Raw genomic sequence first — 1637 nt, forward strand, 5'->3', positions numbered from 1 at the left:
AGAGGTAGTATCGCAGATAGTTTTAAAAGAAAAAGCAGGTTCCCGATAAGGGATAAGGGTTAGATAAGAGTTTAATCGTGGAATCAATCCACTTATCACCGGTAATAACAAGTGGTTATTTATAGGGGCCTTCTAGAAGTTTCGCGACTTTTGGGAGGCCTTTATTTCATAGCTATTTCAAGCAAGTACAGAGAATAAAATTTCATTTTACCTCACAATAAAATGTGTTGTCAATAAGAAAGTTTGTAATATTTTCAAGAAATGTTATAATAGTCTTATAATTGTTTTTTAAATCGTATTCCGAATTCTGCTGTGTTTTTTTGCAGATAGAATTATGGATACGTTTTTTTAATATCCTTTTTTAAACCGAAGGAAAATCAAACAGTCGTGTGAGCTTTAAAGGAAGTTAGTTGAATAAAATTATCAATTTACTATCTAATAGTAACCGAGTTTTTATTCTACAAGGAGGACTAGAATAATGAATCTAATCAATAAGAAAGTTACACACAAGCGTTTTGGCATGGGGAGTATAGTTAATCATAATGATTCTAGTATTGAAATACATTTCGCATCGGAAAATAAAAAGTTTGTTTTCCCCGATGTATTTGGGAAACACTTAACACTGCATGATAAAAGTATTGCTAATTCACTAGAAAAAATAATACAAAAAAAGGAAATGGAACGAAAGGAGGAAGAATGGAAGAAGGAAGAGGAAAAAAAGCTACAACAAAAAAACCAGGAACTTCGTTTGGAACATGAAAAATTGATGAAAAATCATAAACTTCATCCCGAATCACAAATGGTATTTTGGTGTGACACAGAAGAACAGAATAGTTCTTTTTCGGAGTGGAAGGTTTTTTCAGGCTTAATAAAAAGTGGTAATAACAAGGGGAAGCCAAACAAACCCATCCGCTTGCACCAAAATAGCGTTGTCCTGTTAACGGCAATAGATCCAAGCATGCCTGAAAAAGACAGACGTATCTTAGGTGTCTATATGGTGAATGAAAATTTTATCGGTAAGCTTTGTGAAGATGGATATATTCCTGCTCATTCAAAATACAGACTCCAACTTACAGAACAGGAATCGGATCAGATGCTTTTTTGGAAGTATTATGTAAATGAAAAATTCCCCCACAAAATGACATGGAATACAGGTAAATATCGTTATTTTGATAATTTATGGATGGCTCAAATTTTGCTTGATATAGTTTCATTGAAAAGTGACCCAAAGGAACGAGAGCTGGGACAACAATTTTTTGAACATTTTTGTAAAATGAATCAGATAACAGATCAAGAGTTACCAAAGCCTAATGGCGCACTTATGCGTATTTAGACGTTAGCCCATTGATAATAAGAATGACAGGGGACTGACACATTTTTCCCACCCTTCACTAATGGCGAACAGTGCCTGGCTATTGTGAAGCGGTCGCGGGGTTGGGTTGGTATAATAGAAAAGCAGTTGATATAGAAAAATCTATACCAACTGCTTTTTTGTTTGAAAAGAACATTGCCAATATCTAATATTAATAATTGGCTGTTTTCCTCAGGCCCTTACCAAGTTTATTCCAAAACTACATTACCGATACAATGACAGAGCGAGAAAAAAGTCCAAGCAAAGAGTCTGGATGGACATTTCA

Annotated in this window: 1 protein-coding gene; it reads left to right on the forward strand. The window is 34.4% G+C overall.

Annotated elements, in window-relative coordinates:
* Nucleotides 1-478: 478 nt before the first annotated feature.
* On the forward strand, nucleotides 479-1333 hold the full coding sequence (locus V7164_RS14755) for a malate synthase (protein WP_335354459.1): 855 nt from the start codon (nucleotides 479-481) through the stop codon (nucleotides 1331-1333).
* The last annotated feature ends 304 nt before the right edge of the window (nucleotides 1334-1637 follow it).

The sequence above is a fragment of the Bacillus sp. JJ1474 genome (genome assembly GCF_036965225.1).
Classification (GTDB): Bacteria; Bacillota; Bacilli; order Bacillales; family Cytobacillaceae; genus Cytobacillus.